Origin of the sequence: Effusibacillus lacus (assembly GCF_002335525.1) — a bacterium.
Classification (GTDB): Bacteria; Bacillota; Bacilli; order Tumebacillales; family Effusibacillaceae; genus Effusibacillus; species Effusibacillus lacus.
Genome location: NZ_BDUF01000109.1, coordinates 10,144 through 26,507 on the forward strand (window position 1 = coordinate 10,144; position 16,364 = coordinate 26,507).

The 16,364-nt window shown below is 48.4% G+C and carries 17 protein-coding genes; all 17 read left to right on the plus strand.

The window, feature by feature from the left end:
• On the plus strand, window positions 1-885 hold an 885-nt coding region (gene manA, locus EFBL_RS17930), incomplete at its 5' end, for a mannose-6-phosphate isomerase, class I (RefSeq protein ID WP_231705873.1).
• Window positions 886-1,045: 160 nt separating this feature from the next.
• Complete coding sequence (gene pdaA, locus EFBL_RS17935; protein ID WP_096183728.1) at window positions 1,046-1,831, plus strand: delta-lactam-biosynthetic de-N-acetylase; 786 nt, start codon at window positions 1,046-1,048, stop codon at window positions 1,829-1,831.
• Window positions 1,832-1,959: 128 nt separating this feature from the next.
• Window positions 1,960-2,964, plus strand: a complete 1,005-nt coding sequence (locus EFBL_RS17940; protein WP_231705874.1) for a sugar-binding protein — start codon at window positions 1,960-1,962, stop codon at window positions 2,962-2,964.
• Window positions 2,965-3,014: 50 nt separating this feature from the next.
• Window positions 3,015-4,400, plus strand: a complete 1,386-nt coding sequence (locus EFBL_RS17945) for a sensor histidine kinase (protein ID WP_165912488.1) — start codon at window positions 3,015-3,017, stop codon at window positions 4,398-4,400.
• Window positions 4,397-5,908 carry a response regulator gene (locus EFBL_RS17950; protein WP_165912487.1) on the plus strand — a complete coding sequence of 504 codons (1,512 nt, stop codon included), beginning with the start codon at window positions 4,397-4,399 and terminating at the stop codon, window positions 5,906-5,908. The genes EFBL_RS17945 and EFBL_RS17950 overlap by 4 nt, the downstream gene beginning before the upstream one ends.
• 268 nt (window positions 5,909-6,176) lie before the next feature.
• Entirely contained in the window at window positions 6,177-7,238 is a 1,062-nt protein-coding gene (gene xylF / locus EFBL_RS17960) for a D-xylose ABC transporter substrate-binding protein (protein WP_096183736.1), read from the plus strand.
• Window positions 7,239-7,344: 106 nt separating this feature from the next.
• Window positions 7,345-8,844: a xylose ABC transporter ATP-binding protein gene (locus EFBL_RS17965; RefSeq protein ID WP_269432718.1), complete on the plus strand. Its 1,500-nt coding sequence runs from the start codon at window positions 7,345-7,347 to the stop codon at window positions 8,842-8,844.
• Window positions 8,845-8,857: 13 nt separating this feature from the next.
• Window positions 8,858-10,045: a sugar ABC transporter permease gene (locus EFBL_RS17970; RefSeq protein ID WP_096184177.1), complete on the plus strand. Its 1,188-nt coding sequence runs from the start codon at window positions 8,858-8,860 to the stop codon at window positions 10,043-10,045.
• 29 nt (window positions 10,046-10,074) lie between these two features.
• On the plus strand, window positions 10,075-11,067 hold the full coding sequence (locus tag EFBL_RS17975) for a Gfo/Idh/MocA family protein (protein ID WP_096183740.1): 993 nt from the start codon (window positions 10,075-10,077) through the stop codon (window positions 11,065-11,067).
• Window positions 11,060-12,127: a sugar phosphate isomerase/epimerase family protein gene (locus EFBL_RS17980; protein WP_096183742.1), complete on the plus strand. Its 1,068-nt coding sequence runs from the start codon at window positions 11,060-11,062 to the stop codon at window positions 12,125-12,127. Before EFBL_RS17975 ends, EFBL_RS17980 begins: the two co-directional genes overlap by 8 nt.
• A gap of 3 nt (window positions 12,128-12,130) precedes the next feature.
• A complete protein-coding gene (xylB, locus tag EFBL_RS17985) occupies window positions 12,131-13,669 on the plus strand; it encodes a xylulokinase (RefSeq protein ID WP_096183744.1) in 1,539 nt (512 codons plus the stop codon).
• A gap of 14 nt (window positions 13,670-13,683) precedes the next feature.
• Window positions 13,684-14,028, plus strand: a complete 345-nt coding sequence (locus EFBL_RS20990) for an apurinic/apyrimidinic endonuclease family protein (protein ID WP_207907565.1) — start codon at window positions 13,684-13,686, stop codon at window positions 14,026-14,028.
• A 15-nt stretch (window positions 14,029-14,043) separates the two neighbouring features.
• A complete protein-coding gene (locus tag EFBL_RS20995; protein WP_269432719.1) occupies window positions 14,044-14,367 on the plus strand; it encodes an apurinic/apyrimidinic endonuclease family protein in 324 nt (107 codons plus the stop codon).
• Window positions 14,368-14,411: 44 nt separating this feature from the next.
• A complete protein-coding gene (locus EFBL_RS21000) occupies window positions 14,412-14,675 on the plus strand; it encodes a hypothetical protein (protein WP_207907563.1) in 264 nt (87 codons plus the stop codon).
• Window positions 14,676-14,688: 13 nt separating this feature from the next.
• The gene (locus tag EFBL_RS17995) at window positions 14,689-15,234 is read left to right on the plus strand and encodes a D-lyxose/D-mannose family sugar isomerase (RefSeq protein WP_096183746.1); all 546 of its coding nucleotides are present in this window, start codon (window positions 14,689-14,691) and stop codon (window positions 15,232-15,234) included.
• Window positions 15,235-15,240: 6 nt separating this feature from the next.
• Window positions 15,241-15,387: a hypothetical protein gene (locus tag EFBL_RS18000; protein ID WP_207907562.1), complete on the plus strand. Its 147-nt coding sequence runs from the start codon at window positions 15,241-15,243 to the stop codon at window positions 15,385-15,387.
• A gap of 215 nt (window positions 15,388-15,602) precedes the next feature.
• Complete coding sequence (locus EFBL_RS18005; RefSeq protein ID WP_096183748.1) at window positions 15,603-16,352, plus strand: carbohydrate kinase family protein; 750 nt, start codon at window positions 15,603-15,605, stop codon at window positions 16,350-16,352.
• Window positions 16,353-16,364 lie beyond the last annotated feature (12 nt).

A 16,364-nucleotide genomic window follows, 5' to 3' on the forward strand; every position in this document is an offset into this window, starting at 1 on the left:
ATTCCCAGTGACAAGACTGGTGAAGCTTGGGTGATATCGGACCACCCCAATGGCCGGAGTATCATTGCAAACGGCTTTTATCAAGGGGAGACCCTACAGTTTCTTTCAAGCGAACATCCGGAATGGTTTTCCAAACACCGACTGGAACGGTTCCCGATTCTGGTGAAACTGTTGGACGCGGAAGACGATTTGTCAGTGCAGGTGCATCCGGATGATGAATTTGCCGCTGTCCACGAGAATGGGGAAATGGGAAAGACTGAGTGCTGGTATATTGTCCACGCGGAACCTGATGCGGAAATCGTTTATGGTCACAGGGCCGAAACCAGGGAAGAATTGGCTGAAATCATTGAGAGCGGCAGATGGGAGGATTTGTTAGACAGAGTTCCGGTCCGGACCGGCGACTTCTTCTATATTCCAAGCGGCACCATTCACGCCCTTGGACGGGGGATTGTCGTTCTCGAGACGCAACAAAGCTCCGATGCCACATACCGGGCTTACGACTATGATCGGGTCGATGAGTTGGGCCGCAAAAGGGAACTGCATATTGACAAAGTCCTGAAGGTAACTACAGTTCCGTTTGCCAAACCGCAGATCTTTCTTAAAGTTTTAAAGTTCGGACAATTGCAGGCAACCCGTTATCTTGAGGGCCCCTATTTTTCAGTTGAAAAATGGGATCTTCAGGGCACTTTTGAAACGACATCGAAGGAAAGTTTCCTGCTTCTTTCGGTTCTTTCCGGGTCCGGAAGACTGGATTGGATGGACGGAGACATGACGTTGACAAAAGGGGACCATCTGTTGTTGCCAAGAACCCTGGGCAGATACAAATTATCCGGAAACCTCGAAGCCATTGTCTCTTATCTGCCGCATGACGGAATGGCAGCGTAAAGGAAACGACCACCGCACCGCATTCAGCCCTCCTCAGAAATCACCAAAAGTTCTTTAGATTGTTTTATTGATTTTCCCGTGTTGTAAAGATTTGTGCATGGTGGAATATTACACAGGTGACAGTAAGTTTGAGAAATTCTGCATACAGGAGTGACAGCGTATGAAACGTTATTCGATCTTCTCAATTGTTTTGGCAGCACTGCTCTGTTTGTTACCATGGACGAATTCTGTTGCTGTCCCGATGGATGTTCCATTTCATTTCGGTTTTAAGAAAAGCAAAAATGGTGAACTGCCTTCCATTGCACAAGAGGGATTTCAAGAGATTCTGAAGAAACACGGTGCCATCTTTTTGGGGGATACGACAAAGAAAGAGCTGTTTTTGACTTTTGACAATGGTTATGAGAATGGGTATACCGTTAAAATTCTGGATGTCTTAAAGGAAAAAAAGGTTCCCGCCGTCTTTTTCGTTACGGGGCAATACATCAAAGATCAGCCTGAGTTGCTGAAACGAATGGTGGATGAAGGACATCTGATCGGGAACCACTCGTGGAGCCATCCTGATATGAGCCGTATTCCCAATGACAGGATCAAAGAAGAATTGGACAAAGTCAAGCAGGAAGTTTCAGAGCTTACTGGACAAAAAGAGATGCACTATTTACGCGCGCCAAGAGGCATCTTTAGTGAGCGAACACTGGCCTATAGCAAGGAAATTGGGTATACCAACGTTTTTTGGTCAATCGCTTACAAAGACTGGGATACCAAGCAGCAAAAGGGATGGCAGTATGCATACGAGAAGGTGATGGCACAACTTCATCCGGGTGCGGTGATTCTGCTTCACTCTGTTTCCCGGGACAACGCAGAGGCTTTGGGAAAAATCATTGATGATGCCAGACAGAAGGGGTATGAATTTAAAAGGTTGGATCAACTCCAAGCCAAAAATTATTAAGAGCGAGCGCCGAGAAGCGTCCAAAATTGGGAAACTATACTTCTCGGCGATTTTTTTGTAAAATAACTATTATTCAGTAGAGTTGGACAATTATAAAACAATTAATATTGGTTGGAAGAAAAGAAGGGGTGAATCATTCTCTGAAACAGAAGATTGTGATTGCGCTTCTCAGCGGATTGTTGTTTGTGTCCCTGATTCCAACTGTGTACTATGCTTATAAAATTCTGTCTCTAAAGGAAACTGCCGTTCAAAACAAACCCCAACGGGAACCGGATTATCACTTTGTCCTGATTGCCCAGGATATTAATAACCCTTATTGGAAACTGATTTTGCAAGGTGCGGAGGATGCGGCTCGCAACAACAACGTGGCCATTGAATTTCTAGGCCCTGTCGAAGCCGATATGGAGGAGCATATTCATTTGATCGAAAAAGCGATTGCCAGCAAGGTGGATGGCATTCTGACACAAGGTTTGGATGAAGCCAAGTTCCAACCGGTGATCGATAAAGCGATCAAACGGGGAATCCCGGTGATCACAGTGGATACAGATGCCAGTACGTCCAAGCGCCTCACTTATATCGGAACCAACAATTATATGGCTGGGTATAAAGCCGGGAAATACATGGCAAAAGCCACAAACGGCAAGGCCAAGATCGGAATTATCACCGGCAGCTTCGAAGTCTCTAACATGATTCACCGGATCAAAGGTTTTCGGGATGCAATTCGAGATGAACCCGGTATGCAGATTGTTGCCGTGGAATCATCGAATATCAGCCGGGTCCGTGCCGTTGAAAAGACCGTAACACTTCTGAACGGGCATCCCGAAATTACCGCTTTGTTTGGGGCAAGCGCATTGGACGGAATGGCAATGGCCCAAGTGGTGTCGAATCGGGGCAGAAATGACATTTATATTCTTGCGTTTGACGATCTGCCAGAGACGACCGAATGGATGAAAAAAGGCGTGATTGCGGCGACGGTCGTGCAAGAACCTTACCGGATGGGATATGACAGTGTAGGACAAATGATCAACGCGATCCGGGGCAAACAGATTGAACCATTGTATTACACCGACACCAAAATTTTCACCTCTACCGAACTGGTTGGCGGCGATTTAAAGGCAAGGGGAGTGAAGTAAGCATACGCATTCATATTAAACTTCTGTTGTTTTTCACAAGCGTAATTGTTTTGTTGAGCGGCGTTTCCGTCTTTATTATTTCCAGCAAGGAAAAAACGTTAAATCAATATGACCGCATTATTCAGCAACTCCTGCTGCTGAACGAAATTTCTTGGGACACCAATCAGATGATGACTACAATGACGAATTATATGAATCACCCGACTCAGGAAACGGAATCGCAATTCCTGCTTACTTATCAGCAACTGGAGAAGAAAAAGACGCAATTGGATTCGATTGAAGCGGAAACCAATTTTCTGACCGTCAGGAACTATGATAATATGTTGAACAATTTTCTCGAACAGGCTGATGCTTTCCTGAAGAATTACAAACTGGACCGGATTGAAGAGTACACGTCCCATTACGGGGAAATGGCGGCGATTGCCAAATTCATTAAAGAGTCCACACTCAATCTGATTGATAGTACACTTACGCAATACCAAATGCTGTATGAACAGTTGAAAACGAAAAACAATTATTATCGCCGGTTCATGATCGCACTTTTAATTACGTCCATCCTGATGACCACTTTGGTAATGATTGTGTTTGCGCAAAGCATCACAAGGCCAATCCGGCTTCTGGAACATGAAGCGAAACGAATCGGCCAGGGGGATTTTTCCGGCGAGGATGTTCAAGTCACATCCCGAGATGAAATGCAAATCCTGGCTCATGCTTTTAATGTGATGAAAGGCAATCTGCAGGAACATCTCCGGACGATTCAGGAACGGGCTGAAATCAAAAGGCTGTTGCAGGAAGCCGAACTGAAAAGCTTGCAAAGCCAGATCAATCCTCATTTTTTGTTCAACACATTGAATACGATCTCAAAAATGGCCTATTTGGAGGGTGCGGAAGAAATCAGCGAGTTGATCAACTCGGTCTCGTCCATGTTGCGTTACAGTTTGCGCAAGCTGAATCAGGCCGTTACTGTTTCGGAAGAAGCTGAACATGTTCAGAACTATTTTTACATCCAGAAAAAAAGGTTTGGCAGCCGTATTCAGACAGAGGTAGTTGTGGACGATGCCTGCCTTAATTTGCCGATTCCCAACCTGACATTGCAGCCACTGGTTGAAAACGCGTTCATCCACGGTATAGACGATCTGGAAGAGGGAGGCAAAATCGTTGTCCGCATATACTGCAACACACAACACTGCACGATTGAGGTACAGGACAACGGAAAAGGCATGTCGGAAGAAGTGAAGACGCAACTGCTGTCGCTGGAACAAACCAGGATTCCGCAAGGCCATTCGACCGGACTCGGGGTTCACAATGTTTTGAAACGGCTCGCCTTGTTTTATGGTGAGGAAGTCACATGGGCAATAGAATCACAAGTGGGGGCAGGCACGTTGATTCGTTTGCAATTTCCAACCGCAAAAAGGAAAGAGGTCGAATCAAGATGAAAGTCATGATCTGTGATGACGAACCGATTGAAAGAATCGCTCTTCAGCAGATTCTGAAACAACACATTCCTGAGCTGCAAGTGGTCGGAGAAGCAGCCAACGGCAGACAGGCGATTTTACTGGCTGAACAGTGTCACCCGGATATCATCACGATGGACATCAAAATGCCCGGCATTAACGGACTCGAGACGATTCATGAAATTCAACTGCGACATCCGCATGTCCGTTTCATTCTGGTATCGGCCTACGACACATTTAATTACGCGCGGGAAGCAATCAAACTGGGGGTCAAAGATTATATTTTAAAACCAAGCAAAAAAGAAGTGATCGTCGAAAGTGTTCGACGGGTATTGCGTGAAATCGAACAGGAACGTTCCTCCCGTCAAGAAAGGCTTGAATTGCTTGAGCAGGTTGCGGCGATGACACCTCTGGTCGAGAAGGAACTTGTGAGAGAATTGCTGTTTGATACGGCATCAGCCCCGACTGCCAATCTTGCAAAACAGTTACCGGAACGTTTACCGGCAGGGTATGTCCTGACAATATGGTTTAAAAAGCCGCAAGACTTCGATCAATCTTTGTACGAGTTATTGAAATCATGGGACAGGGTGTGGGTCGGTTCGTGCCGGGACGGTTGTATGCCCGTTATTGTTTGGAAACCGGCGGGGACGTCAAGCAATTCCGCTTCCCTACGTTCCGAGGTTGATTTACTGGCGCAAAAATGTGCCAAACTTGCACCCGGTCAGGCGTTTCATCTTACCGTTGGCCGAGTCGTAGATGATTATACACGTCTTGCCGAATCCTACCGGGAAGCCCTGTTGACAAGGCATTGCATGAATGAAGAGCAAACGGTCGGATTTTATGAGGAGTATGCCGCTCAACAACAGCGGTTAGTTGTTTCGATTGATGGTTTTACACGCCAAATCATCGAAAAAATCAAAGAAGGAAATGAAACGGAAGTTTTTCAAATTTATGCGTTGATGCTGGAAGCGATGCGCAGACAATCGGGTAACCGGTTAACAAACGTTCGGGACGCCTTGCTGTCGTTTGTCGCAGTTATCGGACATGTTTTTCATGATGTTCGGACAATCCCCCCGGTTCAATCCTGGTCCGGGGACTGGACGGTCATGGAAACACAGTTGGAAGATTACCTTCGTCATCTTACGAAGCATTGGGCAGAGATCAATAAGGACCGTTCCAAGCAATTGGCGGTGATGGCGATGAACTATATTCAGGATCGCTATACACAAGACATTCGACTGGAGGATGTGGCCTCCTATGTCAGATTGAGTCCAAGCTACTTCAGCCGGTTGTTTAAAGAAATTTACGGAATTACGTATATTGATGTTTTGACACAGATTCGGATTGAAGAAGCGAAAAAACGGCTCGGCAAAGGAGAGTCGGTTAAAGAAGTCGCCTATTCGGTAGGTTATAACGATCCCAATTATTTTACCAGGATATTCAAAAAAGTTACCGGGAGATCTCCCCGTTCCTACCGGGAACAAAAATAATACAACTTCATAAACCGCCAAAAAGGCTTCTCCGTTGTGAACGGCAGAGGCTTTTTTTGTTAATTCGCTTTCGATCGAACCGCAAAAAAATGCTACTTTCGACAGGGGCCGGGACACCCACAAAAAAGCGGCAGGGTCACAACCACAAAAAAGTCCTTGCAGATCACAAACAAATGCAGATATTCGTTCCCCTTTTCTTTGAAAAGAGATGCTATGTTTATAATGAAAGCGCTAACAAATCTGAATTATGGAAAAAGGGGGCAGTCCAATGAGAAATTGGAGAAAGTGGATTGCGGCAGTGTCGACTGTTGTTCTTTCCTTCTCTCTTGCCGCGTGCGGAGGTGGATCAAACTCAACAAGCTCATCGGGAGGATCATCTTCAGACAAGCCAAAGGACAAAAAAATCACAATTGGTTTGTCGATGGCCACATTGCAGGAAGAAAGATGGCAGCGGGACCGCGACAGTTTCGTAGCCATAGCTAAAGCCCTGGGGGCAGACGTGAAGGTACAAGCTGCAGACCTGGATGACGCAAAACAAGTTTCGCAGGCGGAAAACCTGATCAGCCAAGGTGTCGACGTACTGGTGGTAATCCCAAACAACGCAAGTGCAGCTGCCGCAATTGTTGATAAGGCAAAGGCGGCGAAAATTCCGGTTATGGCTTATGACCGCCTGATAACCAATTCCGACGTCGATCTGTATATTTCGTTCGACAACGAACGGGTCGGCGAAATGCAGGCACAAGTGATTACGAAACTCGTGCCAAAAGGAAATTATGCTCTGATTGAAGGTGCCGACACCGACAACAATGCCCATCTTTTTAAGAAAGGGCAAATGAAAGTGTTGCAACCGCTGATTGACAAAGGCGACATCAAGATTGTCTATGATCAATGGACGAAAGATTGGCAACCGAACAACGCTTTGAAGAATATGGAAAACGCATTGACAGCGAACAACAACAAGATTGACGCTGTTATCGCTGCGAACGATGGAACTGCGGGCGGAGCGATCCAGGCTTTGACCGCACAAGGATTGGCAGGCAAAGTCCCGGTTTCCGGGCAGGATGCCGAATTGGCCGCTTTGCAAAGAATTGTTAAGGGAACTCAGACTATGACGGTTTACAAGCCGCTGAAAAAGCTTGCTGAAAAAGCTGCTGAACTCGCGGTACAAATGGGTAAAGGCGAAAAAGTGCAAGCGGACAAGAAGCTGAATAACGGGAAGATTGATGTTCCGTCCATCCTCTTGGATCCGATTGCGGTCACAAAGGATAATATCGAACAAACGGTTATTGCTGACGGATTCCATAAGAAAGAAGACATTTACAAAAAATAACTGATTGGTCTTGGATCGAAAGGATAGAGGCAGCAACCGGTTGCCTCTCCTTTCGTTTCTGATCCGACGCATTGGGGGTGAAAACTTGAGTCGATTTGCGCTTGAAATGGAAGGCATTACCAAGGAATTTCCGGGTGTCAAAGCGCTTGATCGCGTCACATTCCAGGTGGCGAAAGGGGAAATCCATGCGATCTGTGGCGAAAACGGCGCCGGAAAATCGACACTGATGAAAATCCTCAGCGGGTTTTATCCATATGGGACATACGACGGCACCATTCGGATACATGGACAGGAACGTTGTTTTCATTCGATCGAGGATGCGGAACGTTCGGGAATTGCAATTATTTATCAAGAACTCGCACTCGTAAAAGAATTGCCGGTGGCGGAAAATATTTTTCTTGGCAATGAAATTGCAAGCGGAGGAATTTTAAATTGGAATGCCACTTATGCCGAAGCCCGGAAGTGGCTGGAACGCGTGGGATTAAAAAATGTTGACCCGCGGACGGCAATCGGTCAATTGGGCATTGGCAAACAGCAGTTGGTCGAAATCGCTAAAGCGTTGTCAAAACGGGCCGATATTCTGATTCTGGATGAGCCGACTGCCGCATTGACCGAAACAGAAGTCGAAGGGTTGCTCGATATCCTGAAGCAGTTGAAGCGGGAAGGTGTTACTTGCATTTATATTTCACACAAATTAAATGAAGTGTTTCAGATTGCCGATTCGATCACCGTATTACGGGATGGTCAAACGATTGCGACTCATCCGGCAGGGGATCTGAATGAAGACAAAATGATTGCCTTGATGGTCGGTCGTGAACTGACAAACCGGTTTCCGCCGCTTGATCATGAAATTGGAGATGTCGTATTGAAAGTGGAGGATTTTTCTGTTCCGGACCCCGATCAACCCGAAACGAATTTGATTGATCAGTTGGAATTCGAAGTGCGGGCAGGTGAAATTCTTGGTATCGCCGGTTTGATGGGATCGGGGCGGACGGAACTTGCGATGAGCCTGTTTGGTGAATATCTCGTTAAAGGACATGGCAGGGTCACGGTGGACGGACAGCCTGTGCAGATTCGTTCCGCGAATGATGCGATTCGTGCCGGAATCGCGCTGGTGACGGAGGATCGGAAACGCTTCGGACTCGTGCTCAATTTGGACATCAAGTCCAACATTACGCTCTCGAGTTTGAACCAGGTTTCAAGCAGAGGCGTTATTCAGGCCAATGCCGAGATCAGGCAGAGCCTGGACTATGTGAGCCAACTTCGTATCAAAACACCTTCGGTTGAAACGGTTGCGGGAACTCTGAGCGGCGGGAACCAGCAGAAGGTGGTATTGGCCAAGTCGCTGATGACCCGGCCGAAAGTGTTGATTCTCGACGAACCCACCCGTGGAATCGATGTGGGCGCAAAATATGAGATTTACCAGATTATCAACGAACTAGCCAAGCAAGGCGTGGCAATTATTCTGATTTCTTCCGAGCTTCCCGAAGTGATCGGCATGAGTGACCGGATCTTGGTGATGCATGAAGGCAGGATTAACGCCCAATTCATTCGTGGGGAAGCGACACAAGAAAAAATCATGCAAAAAGCGACAGGGGGGAAATGACATGCAAGCAAACATGAAAACAGACAAGGTTGCTTCCAACGGTCCAGGGGCGTTGTGGAACCGGTGGATCGCTTCAATCGATATCCGTTCCTACACAATGATTTTTGCACTGATCGGGATCTGGGTTCTGTTTTCTTTCATGAGTGATTTCTTTTTAACCTCTCGAAATTTATCAAATCTGTTTGTTCAAATGTCGGTTACGGCTGTGTTGGCGATCGGGATGTTATTGGTGATTGTAGCGGGACATATTGATTTGTCCGTCGGTTCGATTGTCGGGCTGACCGGAGGGCTTGCCGCAATTTTGCAGGTATGGGCCAAATGGCCGACATGGTCGGTGGTGATTGTAACCATCCTCGCTGGTGTACTGATCGGCTTGATCCAAGGTTGGTGGGTCGCTTATCGTTCAGTCCCGGCGTTTATCGTCACTCTCGGTGGAATGATGGCGTTTCGAGGGATTCTGACCGGTATTACAAAGGGACAAACCGTTGCACCGATGCAGGAAAGTTTCCGGACGATCGGCCAGTCGTATTTGCCTCAGGGAGTGGGATTGTTTCTCGGCATTGTTATCGCCGCGGCCCTACTCTACGGATTATGGAATGCACGCCGTTCCCGTATCAAGTATGGGTTTGAAGTGGGTTCGCCTCTGATTGACACGGGGAAAGCAGTCTTTTTTATTGCACTGACCTTTATTTTTATCTTTCTCATGAGTAGTTATAAAGGCGTACCTTTTCCATTCCTGTTGGTCATCATCTTCGCGGTGATTTTTACCTTCCTGGCCAATAAGACAACGTTCGGTCGGCACATTTATGCGATCGGCGGCAACAACGAGGCTGCAAGACTTTCAGGGATCAACATCAAGAGGCGTACATTGATGGTGTTTGTTCTAAGTGCGACGATGGCCTCGATTGCCGGCATCATGCAGGTGGCCCGATTGAATGCGGCAACGATCAGTTCCGGTACCATGTATGAGTTGGACGCAATCGCGGCCTGTGTGATCGGCGGCACCAGTTTGATGGGGGGACGCGGAAAAATCAGCGGTGTCATTATCGGAGCTCTCGTAATGGCTTCCCTGGATAACGGGATGAGCATTATGAACGTCGAATCCTTCTGGCAACAGATTACCAAAGGAGCGATCCTGGTCCTGGCCGTTTGGATCGACATCTACAGCCAAAACCGGAAGAAATCCGGGAAGGTGGCTTAATAAATTCTTACTAACGAGGAGGAAAACTAATGAGTCGTAAAGTGAGATGGGGTGTCCTTAGCACTGCCAACATTGCCTGCGAACAATTGATTCCTGCCATTCACCGGGCCGTCAACGCGGAAGTGGTTGCGATTGCAAGCGGCAGCGGGCAGGCGCAAAGTGCCGCCGAACGTCTGGAAATTCCCAAATTCTATGACAGCTATCAATCGTTGCTGGACGATTCGGAGATAGATGCAGTGTACATTCCACTGCCGAACCATTTGCACCGTGAATGGACGAGTCAGGCGGCGCGGGCAAAAAAACACGTGTTATGCGAAAAACCGGCAGCGTTAAATACCCGTGAGGTTCGAGAAATACTGGATGAATGTGGCAAAAGTAACGTGCTCTTCATGGAGGCGTTCATGTATCGTTTCCACCCGCAGCACCAAAAAGTGAAAGATTTGATACAGGACGGCGTGATTGGTGGTGTCAAACTGATGCGGGCCAGTTTTTCCTTTTTCATGGAAAACCGGGAGGGAAATATCCGTCTCGCTTCCGAAATGGGCGGGGGAGCGGTGTATGACATCGGATGCTACTGCATCAACTCGATCCGTTACATCCTCGGACGCGAACCTGTCAGCGTGCGTGCTTTTGGCGAAATCGAAAACGGTGTCGATACGGACGCAAGGGCGATCCTGAATTTTGCCAACGGGATTCACGCGATTTTTGACTGCAGTTTTAATATGGCGATGCGCAACGAATATGAAGTTGTCGGCACAAAAGGAACGATTCGGGTTCCCCAGGCATTCCGGCCAGACATCCATGGCGGACGGGGGATCATCGAGATTCATCAGGAACTTGCCAAAAAAGAAATCGCAATCGTGGCAAATCAGTATCAACAAGAGGTGGAACATTTTTCCAATTGTGTTTTAAGCGGCCAACAACCGGAATACTCGGGAGAAAACACATTGAAAAACATGAAAGTGATCGATGCGGTTCTGCAAGCAATCAAAACGGGAGAAGAGGTGGCAATTGATGAGTAAGCGAGTGAAAAACAGTGTGGGCATTTGGGCATTCGGACCGAATGCGACCAGATTTGTGCCGACCGGTTACCATCCGGAAGTGATCGAAGAAGACATGGTGGCAAAGACGGAACGGGTGGCAAAAGGACTGGGTCCGTGGATCGACGGATTTGAATACCACTACCCGGGTGAAATCAACGAGAAAAACGCGGAAGCGATTCAACAGGTATTAAAGTCGCAAGGCAAAGACATCTATGCCCTTGCGGCCGGGAATCACGTGAATCCGAAATTTGCGTTGGGTTCGTTCATCAACCCTGACAAAAAGATTCGGCAGGAAGCCGTTTCGATTGTCAAAGCGGGCATTGATATGGCGGCATCCCTGAAATCGCATTTCATCATCTGGCCCGGTGCCGAGGGATACAACTATCCCTTTATGACCAACTATGCCGACATGTGGACATGGTTCGTTGATGCGATTGCAGAGATAACCGAGCATGCGAAAAAATACGGCGTAAAAATCTTTTTGGAACACAAAAACAGTGAACCTGCGATGAAAATTGCGATGCGTTCAATCGGCATGACGCTGTTTACGATCCAAAAGGTAAAGGAGCACGGGGTCGACACCTCGAATCTGCTCGTCAACATGGACTGGCAGCATCTGATCATGAACGGAGAAAACCTTGCCGAATACGCGCGTTTGCTTGCGATGGAAGGCAAATTGGGTCACCAGCATGGCAACAGCGGTTGGGGCGATTTTGACGATGACAACATGGTCGGTGCATTGCGTTTTATGGAAACTTTGGAACTGGCAAAAGAACTGCAGGATGTCGGTTACGGCAACCACGGGGAGCGAATCGGTTTCGACCTGTATCCGTACACGGAAGACCAGGTGGAAGCGGTCAAACAAAGCGTGATTCAATGGGAATTTATTGATGATCTGGCGCGCAAAATCAACCACGAGGCACTCTATGAAGCGAAACAGCAGAAAAATGCGGTGCGCGCTTATCAGGTAGTGTTTGAAGTGATCGGATTGAACGAGCGGTATGTGAAAGAATTGCTGGCTCGCAGAAACGGAGAGTAATAGATGAAATATTTGCTGGGGATTGATCTTGGCACTTCTTCCGTAAAGACGATCCTGGTAGATCAGGAAGGACGGATGATCGGCAGTGAAACTGCCGGTTATCCGCTTGAACAACCTTTTCCTGGATGGGCGGAACAGAACCCGAAAGTCTGGTGGTACGCAACCGTTGCCGCGCTGGACGGCTTGTTCAAGAAAAGCGGCGTTGATCCCAGGCAGATTGAGGGAATCGGGCTGTCCGGCCAAATGCATGGCTCCGTGTTTCTTGATGAGAACAAACAGGTTCTGCGACCGGCGATTTTGTGGTGTGACCAACGGACAGCCGCAGAGTGCGAATGGATAGAAAAGAATGTCGGACCGGAAAAGTGGAACCGATGGGTCGCAAATCGGCCATTAACTGGCTTTACGGCCCCGAAAATTTTATGGGTCAAAAAACATGAACCTGAAATCTATCGGCATATCAGACACATCCTGTTACCGAAAGATTACATCCGCTTCCGATTGACGGGTGAACTTGCGACTGAAGTGTCGGACGCTTCCGGTACCCTGCTGTTTGATGTTGTTCGGCGGACGTGGTCAAAAGAGATGTTCGATGTATTGGACATTCCTGCAGACTGGATGCCTGCCGCCCATGAATCTCACTTTGTGAGCTCAGTCATCACTTCGGAGGTTGCGGACCGATTGGGCTTAAAAAAAGGGGTTCCGGTGGTTGGAGGCGGCGGTGACAATGCTGCGGGCGCAGTCGGTACCGGCGTGGTCAAGACAGGCAGAGTTCTTGTGTCGTTGGGTACCTCGGGCGTAGTTTTTGCACACAGCGACCAACCGCTTGTCGATATAGAAAACAGGTTGCATTCCTTCTGCCATGCCGTTGCAGGCAAATGGCATACGATGGGTGTAATCCTTTCTGCAGCCGAATGTTTGAAGTGGTGGAGAACCAATGTGGGTCAGCAGGAAGAACAGATCGCAAAGCAGAGCGGACGCAGTGTGTATGATGTGATGTGCGAAGCGGCCGATACCGTTCCGCCCGGCTCAAACGGCCTGCTGTTTCTTCCCTATCTGCTGGGGGAAAGAACACCTTATGCAGATCCCGATGCTAGAGGGGCATTCATAGGAATGACGCTGCGGCATGACAAGGCAGCCATGACACGTGCCGTACTGGAAGGTGTCGCGTTTGCGTTGCGGGATTCACTTGAGATTATGAAGCAGCTGCAAATACCGCTTTCTGAGATTCGCGTTACAGGTGGAGGTGCTAAGTCGAAAGTATGGAGACAGATCATTGCCGATATCATGGGAATTGAAGTGGTATCGTTGGCGGTGGATGAAGGGCCCGCATATGGAGCTGCCTTGTTGGCAGGTGAAGGAGCCGGGTTATACCCGAGTGTTGAGGAAGCCTGTGAAAATTTCATCCGGACGGAAGACAGGATTCTGCCGAACCCGGAACGGCTGCAACGGTACGATGAGTATTACAAAATTTACCGTCAGATGTACGGAGTCTTGCAAAACCAGTTTCATCGTCTGTCTGAGTTAGAAAAGCAACAGTATTGAGAGGAGGGTATTGCATGTCCGATCAAGTAAACCCGCAATACCGTTTTTCGTTCGGTCCGTGGAATATCCATGAGGGAGCCGATCCCTTCGGACCGCCCGTACGAAAGCCTTTTGACTTCCGGCAAAAATTGGCTTTTTACCGGGAGTTGGGGGTTGCAGGCGTCCAGTTCCATGACGATGACATAGTCCCCGACATCGACCATCTTTCTTATGAGCAAGTAATTATGCTCGCGCGGGAAGTCCGGCTCATGTTGGATGATTTGGGAATGGAAACAGAAATGGTGGCGCCAAGATTGTGGGAAAGTCCGAGCACGATTGACGGGGCCTTCACTTCCAACTGTAAGGCGGAAAGGGAATAAGCGATTCACCAGTCGATTGATATCGCGCGCGAAATGGGAACCAACAAACTGGTGTTGTGGCTTGCCCGTGAAGGAACGTACATCCGGGAGGCCAAGAACGCGCGGGAATCGGTGAATTTAATCGTCGAGGCAATCTATAAACTGTTGGCCTATGACAAGGAAATCCGCATCCTGATCGAACCGAAACCGAATGAACCGATGGATCACGATTACATTCCAACGATCGGGCTCGCAATCGCTCTGGCCTATCGAACCATTGACGAGAAGCGCGTCGGCGGCTTGATCGAAACCGCCCATTGCATTCTGGCAGGTCTCGATCCGTCCGATGAAATGGCCTAAACGGACTGAAGTACGATCAGGACAAGGCGTTTGCCGACGACAATTTGAGGCGTGCGTTCAACCAGGTTCGTGTGCTCGAAGAGTATGGATACGGAAAAAACGGAGAGTTTTTGGGACTGGACGTGAAGGCGATGCGAACGCAACCGCAGGAGCTATCCGTGAAACATCTGGCAAACAGCAAAAAACTGTTTTTGCATCTGATAGAAAAAGTCCGTTCCTATGATCGGGAAAAGGAAAAAGAATTTCTTGCCGACCGAGATTACGAAGGCCTTGAAATGTACGTGCTCGAACATTTGATGGGAATTTGAGGAGGAATCGTCAATGTTGACACGCAAACAATATGCAGAGATGCGGGACAGAACCTTGCAATTTTTGCAAAAAGCGGGAATCGTCCTGACTCCGGAAGAACAGGAAGCGGTCGAAGTTGCTGATTTTGGCCTGGAAAACCTTGAAGTGGAAGGGTTGCAACTGATCACCTATGTGAATACAGACCGTTATTGCGCAAAAGAACTCGTGCTGTTCCCGCGGCAGACCTGTCCGGAACACCTGCATCCCGATGTAAACGGGGAAGAAGGCAAGCAAGAAACGTTCCGCTGCAGGTACGGCACGGTTTATCTGTATGTGGAAGGTCCCGCTTCACCGGAGATCCAGAGTGTGATTCCGGAAGGAAAAGAAGCCTGTTATACGGTTCGCCACGAGTTTGTGTTAAAGCCGGGAGAGCAATACACGATCCCACCGCACACAAAACATTGGTTCCAGGCGAGTGAGGAAGGGACGATCGTCTCAGAGTTTTCCAGCACCAACCGCGATGAGTACGACATTTTTACAGATCCGGCCATTAAGCGGATTCCGGTAATCGGGGAGTGATTTTCCATGCCTTCGATTCAGCCGCGACTGAACCGTTTGTTTGCAAAAGACGGCAAATGTTTTGACGTAGCGATCGACCACGGTTTTTTCAATGAAATGAGTTTTCTGTCCGGGATTGAGGATATGAAAAAAACGGTTCAGATGATCGTCTAGGCGAATCCCGATGCGATCCAACTGAGTCCCGGACAGGCGCCTCTATTGCACCGAATGAAGCCGCTTTCACCCATCAACTGTTTACCGCTGCGTTGGAATCCCAACGGTCTGGCCAGACGGTATCCCTAGGCCGGACGGTTTCTATGGCGGAAACCCGTTCCGGGAAATAGGCGTTTTTATGCGACGGACCGGTTCTTGAAGGAGGATCGAGCCATATGAACCGTTCACCGGAAGTGGTCGTTGACGGCCACATTTGCCTTGAGATCATTCCGACGATCTACGCAAGATCGGACGCGAGCGGCATGTTGTTCCGACCGGGGTCTCTCATTGAAACAGGTATGGCGATAATTTCAACCGGAGGCCCCGTATCCAATACTGGCCTGGTATTGCACCGCCTTGGTGTGTCGACCGGCCTGATGGGGAAAGTCGGCGATAATCTATTCGGCACAGTGATACTCGATGTGATTCGCGGATATGACTCTCGTTTGACGGAAGGGATGATTGTTGCACAGAATGTTGAGATCTCCTATTCGATCGTTCTCAATCCGCCTGGCACGGACCGTATTTTCTTGCATAATCCGGGTGCGAACGATACGTTTTGTGCGGACGATGTCCGGTATTCCGAATTGCATGGCGCCCGCCTGTTTCACTTGGGATACCCGCCGTTGATGAAGCGATTGTTCATCCATGAGGGAATCGAATTGAAAAAAATCTTTAAAAAGGTCAAGCAGTTGGGATTGACGACTTCTTTGGATATGGCGATGCCCGATCCTGAAAGAGATTCCGGCAAAGACGATTGGAGGCGCATTTTGCGAGATGTTCTGTCCTATGTGGACAGCAGTGTAGAGGAACCGGATGCGGTGACAGGGATCATTCCCTGGAAAGCGGTTCAGGAGCGGATTGCGGCAGGGTGGGAGAGTTTGCAACCTGTGATTGATTTGCCGGAAGAGTGGCGAATCGGGTAATTCGATACCGTA

Bases quoted from the DNA above. Each gene is read 5' to 3' on its own strand.
- pdaA (WP_096183728.1), top strand. From the start codon at position 1,046: ATGAAACGTTATTCGATCTTCTCAATTGTTTTGGCAGCACTGCTCTGT.
- EFBL_RS17950 (WP_165912487.1), top strand. From the start codon at position 4,397: ATGAAAGTCATGATCTGTGATGACGAACCGATTGAAAGAATCGCTCTT.
- xylF (WP_096183736.1), top strand. From the start codon at position 6,177: ATGAGAAATTGGAGAAAGTGGATTGCGGCAGTGTCGACTGTTGTTCTT.
- EFBL_RS17965 (WP_269432718.1), top strand. From the start codon at position 7,345: ATGGAAGGCATTACCAAGGAATTTCCGGGTGTCAAAGCGCTTGATCGC.
- EFBL_RS17970 (WP_096184177.1), top strand. From the start codon at position 8,858: ATGAAAACAGACAAGGTTGCTTCCAACGGTCCAGGGGCGTTGTGGAAC.
- EFBL_RS17975 (WP_096183740.1), top strand. From the start codon at position 10,075: ATGAGTCGTAAAGTGAGATGGGGTGTCCTTAGCACTGCCAACATTGCC.
- EFBL_RS17980 (WP_096183742.1), top strand. From the start codon at position 11,060: ATGAGTAAGCGAGTGAAAAACAGTGTGGGCATTTGGGCATTCGGACCG.
- xylB (WP_096183744.1), top strand. From the start codon at position 12,131: ATGAAATATTTGCTGGGGATTGATCTTGGCACTTCTTCCGTAAAGACG.
- EFBL_RS20990 (WP_207907565.1), top strand. From the start codon at position 13,684: ATGTCCGATCAAGTAAACCCGCAATACCGTTTTTCGTTCGGTCCGTGG.
- EFBL_RS17995 (WP_096183746.1), top strand. From the start codon at position 14,689: ATGTTGACACGCAAACAATATGCAGAGATGCGGGACAGAACCTTGCAA.
- EFBL_RS18000 (WP_207907562.1), top strand. From the start codon at position 15,241: ATGCCTTCGATTCAGCCGCGACTGAACCGTTTGTTTGCAAAAGACGGC.
- EFBL_RS18005 (WP_096183748.1), top strand. From the start codon at position 15,603: ATGAACCGTTCACCGGAAGTGGTCGTTGACGGCCACATTTGCCTTGAG.